The 5,106-nt window shown below is 61.4% G+C and carries 6 protein-coding genes; 1 reads left to right on the top strand and 5 read right to left on the bottom strand.

Annotated elements, in window-relative coordinates; translation table 11 throughout:
* Window positions 1-380: 380 nt before the first annotated feature.
* Window positions 381-1,262: an Ltp family lipoprotein gene (locus Q4P21_RS15725; RefSeq protein WP_303389665.1), complete on the top strand. Its 882-nt coding sequence runs from the start codon at window positions 381-383 to the stop codon at window positions 1,260-1,262.
* A gap of 69 nt (window positions 1,263-1,331) precedes the next feature.
* Here the strand turns inward: Q4P21_RS15725 and Q4P21_RS15720 are convergent, their stop codons facing one another.
* From Q4P21_RS15720 to Q4P21_RS15700, 5 genes are all read right to left on the bottom strand, one after another.
* Window positions 1,332-2,573, bottom strand: coding sequence for a Dyp-type peroxidase (locus tag Q4P21_RS15720; protein ID WP_303389664.1), 1,242 nt, complete (start codon window positions 2,571-2,573; stop codon window positions 1,332-1,334).
* 18 nt (window positions 2,574-2,591) lie between these two features.
* Window positions 2,592-3,197: a copper chaperone PCu(A)C gene (locus Q4P21_RS15715; protein WP_303389663.1), complete on the bottom strand. Its 606-nt coding sequence runs from the start codon at window positions 3,195-3,197 to the stop codon at window positions 2,592-2,594.
* Between the two features lie 80 nt (window positions 3,198-3,277).
* Entirely contained in the window at window positions 3,278-3,922 is a 645-nt protein-coding gene (locus tag Q4P21_RS15710) for a copper resistance CopC family protein (RefSeq protein WP_303389662.1), read from the bottom strand.
* Between the two features lie 80 nt (window positions 3,923-4,002).
* On the bottom strand, window positions 4,003-4,656 hold the full coding sequence (locus Q4P21_RS15705) for a hypothetical protein (RefSeq protein WP_303389661.1): 654 nt from the start codon (window positions 4,654-4,656) through the stop codon (window positions 4,003-4,005).
* 121 nt (window positions 4,657-4,777) lie between these two features.
* Window positions 4,778-5,106: DUF3459 domain-containing protein (locus tag Q4P21_RS15700; RefSeq protein ID WP_303389660.1), on the bottom strand; the 329-nt coding region annotated here is incomplete at its 5' end.

The following is a 5,106-nucleotide window of genomic DNA, read 5'->3' as shown; positions in this document are numbered from 1 at the left end:
GGCCGGACGACCCGGCCGCAGCAAAGGTTCCTGCAGACATAACTTCCCTCCCACCAGATGCGGCACAGGAGCCACCGCAGGATTAGCCCCCGCGGTGGTTCCCTGACTTGGCACGGGTTCTTTGCACGGCATGGATGTTCGTGGGGTTGTGGAATATATACCCAATTTTCAGACCGACACACGCCCAGGGGCCTGCTGACGCCCACGCGCTTGCTTATCCATGAAGGACGATACGGGCGGCATTGGAGCGGTTCGGAAGCCCGAGACGTATGGTGCTTCATGAACGAAACATTAGGACTCTCTGGGTTAACCTTGAAAGTATGCTGTGAGTTGCCTGATTCGCGGTCAATTACTAATTAAACAAGAGAGTCTTCGCCTCAATGAGTATTCCCACACCTGGTCCAGCTGACAATTTCAGTGTAAGCACACCTGCCAAGCCTGAGGCCCCTTCAGGCTATCCCTACCAAACCCCCAATGTGGTTGAAGAGGGTGGCAAGAGCTTCATCGTCACATGGCTTCTCTCATGGTTCCTCGGTGGGCTTGGAATTGACAGATTCTATCTGGGCAAAGTTGGCTCCGGTGTCGCCAAGCTTCTCACCTTCGGTGGGCTGGGAATCTGGGTCATTATCGACATCATCCTCGTACTGGCTGGGGCGCAACGAGATAAGGCTGGACGTCGTCTGGCCGGTTACGAGCAGCACAAAAAAATCGCGTGGATCATTACCCTTGCCGTTGTTGCGCTCGGTATTCTAACTTCCGCCTTCATACCGAAGGGTTCAGCTGTAGACGCGACGGTTCAGCCAGCTGTGACGCAGCAGCAAATAGTCCCCACTGAGAATGCTGCCGCGGGCTCAATAGAAAAGCCAGAGGCCACCAAGGAGGTTCCCGCAGTCGCTCCCGCAGTGACCAAGGCGGCTCCGAAAGCTGCTAAGGCTGCTCCCAAAGCTGAGCCAGCTGTTCCGGTGGAATTCCGATCCGCGTTGAAGAAGGCGCAGACCTATTCGGACATGATGCACATGAGTAAAGTCGGCCTTTATGAACAGCTGACTTCCGAATATGGAGAGAAATTCTCCCCTGAAGCGGGCCAATACGCGGTCGACAATGTCAAAGCCGACTTTAAAGTCAATGCCTTGGAAAAAGCTAAGAACTACCAAGAAACCATGGCAATGTCGCCGGAGGGAATCCGAGACCAGCTCGTCAGCGAATATGGCGAGAAGTTCACGCCTGAAGAAGCTGACTACGCAATCCAGAATCTAAGCTAGCGATACCCAAAAAAGGTCCCCTAGAGCATTGACCGTCATGCTCTGGGGGACTTTTGGGTTAACTACCCATCAGCTGCCGGTGAACAGCCCGTCGCCGATGAACCCGCCCGGCTGGCAGCCGGGCGGGATGGCGAACACTGCCGAGCCAATGGGCGTTGTCCACGTGTTGAGCAGATCCAGCTCATCCAGCCGCTGCTGGATCGGCACGAACTGCTTGTCCACGTCGGCCTGGTAGCACGCGAATATCAGCCCGGATTCGGAAACACTGCCTGCACTGGGGGCGCCGTCGTAGTTGTAGGCGCGGCGGAAGATCCGTTGGGTCTCGTCGTCGGGCCGGGAGCGGCGCATATGGGAGAAATCGGCAATAACGGGGAAACCATGCGGATTCAAGGCCTTGAAATCAGGTTCGTCATGTTCCTGCACCCCCGTCAGCGGTGCTCCGTTGCCCAGTTTTCGCCCCACCGATTCCTCCCGTCCCGACCTGTCGAGCTCGTCCCACGTGTCCAGATCCATCCGAATCCGGCGGATCACCAGCGACGTCCCATTCTCGGTCCACGACGGAATCCGGCCATCCCCCCAAACCACCTTCTCGTACGGCTCCCCGCCCGGAACCGCATTCGACGTCCCGTCCACCTGCCCAAACAAATTGCGCATGGTGGTGCCGGACGCCTCCGTCCCGTGCGCGCGGCGGAACCCGGACTGGACCCACTTCACGGCAGCAAAACTCCTGCTGTCCTTCAGCAGCATGCGCTTGGCATGGGCCACGGTCACCGGATCATCGGAGCAGATTTGCAGCAGCAAATCGCCGCCGCTGAACTCCGGCACCAACTGGTCGATGCTGAAATCAGGCAGCGGCTTGAGCCAGCCCGGCGCCTGCTGTGGCGCAACACTTTGGAGAAGCCGCGGGCCAAAGCCAAACGTCACCGTCAGCCGTGCAGGATGCACCGCCAGCTCAGCCTCCGTGTCAGCCAGCGCCGCCTTCCCCTGCGTGAGCCGCGCTGCGTCGTCGCTGAGCAGCTTCAACAGCGAACGCACCCGCTCGCGAGTGGTCTCCGGATGAAGCTCCAACGCAACAAAAGCACCGTGCGCTTGCGGCGCCGTACCAATGCCGGCTTGGCGTGCTCCATAAAAAGGCACCTTCGCCGAGCCATGCTGAACGTCCGCTGCTGGCTGCACGGGGGCCTTCTCTGCACCATTGACCACTTGAAGCCCGATGGCGGCCACGGCGCCCAGTCCTGCTGCCGCACCGCCAAAGAGCAGATGCCGGCGCTGCAGCCCTCCGCCGTCGTGCTTCACAACTTTCCCCTTCACCGTGCCGCCCTCCTTCAGCTATTTGGACTGCGTCGGGGAGGCCGGGTGCGACGCTGCTGCGGAAGGGTCCATCGCGCCGTGGCCGTCATCTGTGCTGTGCGAGCCCTCATAGTTCTCATTGGCCCCGCTGAAGTCCTTGGCCGGGGCGGTGAAGGCGAGGTGTCCGCCGTCGGAGGTGTGCAGCTCAAACGTGATGTCATCACCGGCTGTGAGGGGGCTTCTCAATCCCATCAGCATGATGTGGCTTGCCCCGGGCTCGAGCAGGAATTCGCCGTTGGCGGGGATGACGAAGCCGCCGTCCTTGGCGCGCATCTGCATGGTTCCATCAGAACCCGACACGGTCTCATGCAGTTCCACCGTGGAGGCGGCCGGAGAGGTGGCACCAACAACCGTGATGTCGTGGTTCGTGGTGTTGCTGAGAATCCCGAACGCGCCGGTCATGCCGTCTTTGGAGGCCTTTACCCACGGCTCACCCATAACCAGTGCCGATGCGCCGGGGCTGGACGAGGCGTCCTGGCTGATGGGCGACGGCGTCCCCTGGGTTTCAGCTGTTGCGCAGGCTGAGAGCGTCAGGGAGGCCGCGACGAGGACGGGCAGCAGGGGGAAAATGATCTTTTTAGACATGGTGAAACTCCTGGTGAATGGTGCCCGGTCGGCCGCCTGTGTGGTTCCGGTCCGGGAAGAATTGTGTTTTGGTGGTGTTACTAAGTGGTGCTGTGTGTACGCCGGATTCGCTGGATGGCGAGGTAGCCGAGGTACCCACCCAGCCCAATGACAGCGCCGACCACCGCTACCAGCCAGACGGGGAATCCGTCCTTGGCTGTTGCAGGCAGCGACGGTGAATCGACTGCTTGTCCGGCGGCTGCGCTGGATCCCGCAGTTGGTGCGGACACGGCCGCAGGTGCCCCGGGTGCGGGGACCGTTCCAGCGGTGGCAGTTGAGCCCACAAGAAAGGGGTAGCTGCCGCTGATCGGATGCCCGTCACCGGAAACGACCCGCCAACGTACTTGGTATTCGCCCTCCGGCATGTCGGGGGAGAGCGGTTGGCTGAGTTTCTCGCCGCTCAGCACCGCATTCCCCTTGCTCCAGTTCCTTGACTGGGCATCGACAACGAGGATCTCGTGGCCAAGGCTCAGTAACGGGGCGCTGAAGGAGAGTTCAATGTGGGACGGACCGGCGGATAGGCGCTGCGCTGCTTGGGGGTTGGTCGAAATGATCTGGTCGTGGGCTGCCGCGATGGGAGCTGTGCCCAGGGAATACCCCAGGGACAACAACAAGACGGCCAGCAGGGCTGCTGCCCAGCTTCCAGAATTCCGCCATGAGGTTGATTGCAAGTAAATTCCTGCCATGGCTGCTTCCTGCCCTGCCACTGTGCAGTGTGTGGTTGTTGCGCAGTGTGATTGCAGGGCTGTGCTGGTGTTGGAAAGCGCTAAGCGCTTGTGGACACAACAGCAGTCAGCGGCGGCCCGCGGTGGCGCATGGCCAGCAGCGGAACGCCCAGGCTTGTCAGGACACGGACGGGCCAGTCGGACGGGATGGAGGGTGTGCGGGGCCGGACAGGCAGCGAAGCCAATACTGGCAGGATTCTGACCCAGCGGAGCCGCAGTGCCTGCAGCAGCCGCACCCCGGCCTGCTCGCCGCGGCGCAGTGCCGCGATGGTAAAGAGTGCTGCGATGGCGTGGGAAAGAAGCATCAACGGGGAGTTATGGTCCATGTCCTGGGCCATGCCGGAGGGCGCGTTGCCGACGGCCATCAGGGTCATGGACGTCATGTCGTGGCCCAGATGCCCGGCCTGCGTTCCTGCGGGGGTTGCCACCGCATAGTTGCCGGACGAACTGGCGCCGGCGCTGAACAACCAATGGAACAGCGCTTGACTCAAGATGACGGCCGTGGACATTCTCCACAGGGACAGGACACGTCCGGCCAGTAGCAAACAGATGAGTCCTGACAGCGCCAGGGAGAGGAGCGAAATGGGCAGACCGGGGACGTTTCCGCCGGCGAGCACATGCGAGAGCGCGGCAGCAAAGGTGGCGGTGGCGGCACCGGCCCAACCACGCGCAAGACGAACGCCGCGTGCAGACATCCTCTACTTCCCCCTTTGCCCGACTAAAGGCCCAGTATTCCATAGTTCTACGCCGCGTAGAAACCTTGCTGGCTGCCGCACCTGGGAAAGCGTTCCAGCAAGCCAGCCTCCATCAGGCCCCTTAAGCCCCAGCCCTTTGTGCAAGGATGGCAGCGCTGTGCCCGGGAAGCTCAAGCACGGCTTGACCTCCGCTGGAAACCACACGGGCGCCGTCGTCGGTAACGAGCAGCGGAACAGTTCCCTGGACAGGTACCCGTACCGGGTGTGGGGAGAAGTTCAGCGCCACGTCAATCCCGCCTCTGTGCAACACCAGCCACCGGGATTCTTCATCGAAGTCCACAGAGGTACTTGCAAACCCCGGCTCGCTGAGCTCAGGGGTGGCCCGACGCAGGGCAATCAGCCGCCGGTACAAATCCAGCAGTCGTGCGTGATCCCCGGCAGCGGCTTCGG

Origin of the sequence: Arthrobacter sp., assembly GCF_030540645.1 — a bacterium.
In the GTDB taxonomy this organism is placed as follows: domain Bacteria; phylum Actinomycetota; class Actinomycetes; order Actinomycetales; family Micrococcaceae; genus Specibacter.
This window is presented reverse-complemented; position numbering and strand designations above follow the sequence as displayed.

Coding starts and splice junctions, on each gene's coding strand:
- Q4P21_RS15705 (WP_303389661.1), bottom strand. CDS start 4,656: ATGTCTGCACGCGGCGTTCGTCTTGCGCGTGGTTGGGCCGGTGCCGCC.
- Q4P21_RS15715 (WP_303389663.1), bottom strand. CDS start 3,197: ATGTCTAAAAAGATCATTTTCCCCCTGCTGCCCGTCCTCGTCGCGGCC.
- Q4P21_RS15725 (WP_303389665.1), top strand. CDS start 381: ATGAGTATTCCCACACCTGGTCCAGCTGACAATTTCAGTGTAAGCACA.
- Q4P21_RS15710 (WP_303389662.1), bottom strand. CDS start 3,922: ATGGCAGGAATTTACTTGCAATCAACCTCATGGCGGAATTCTGGAAGC.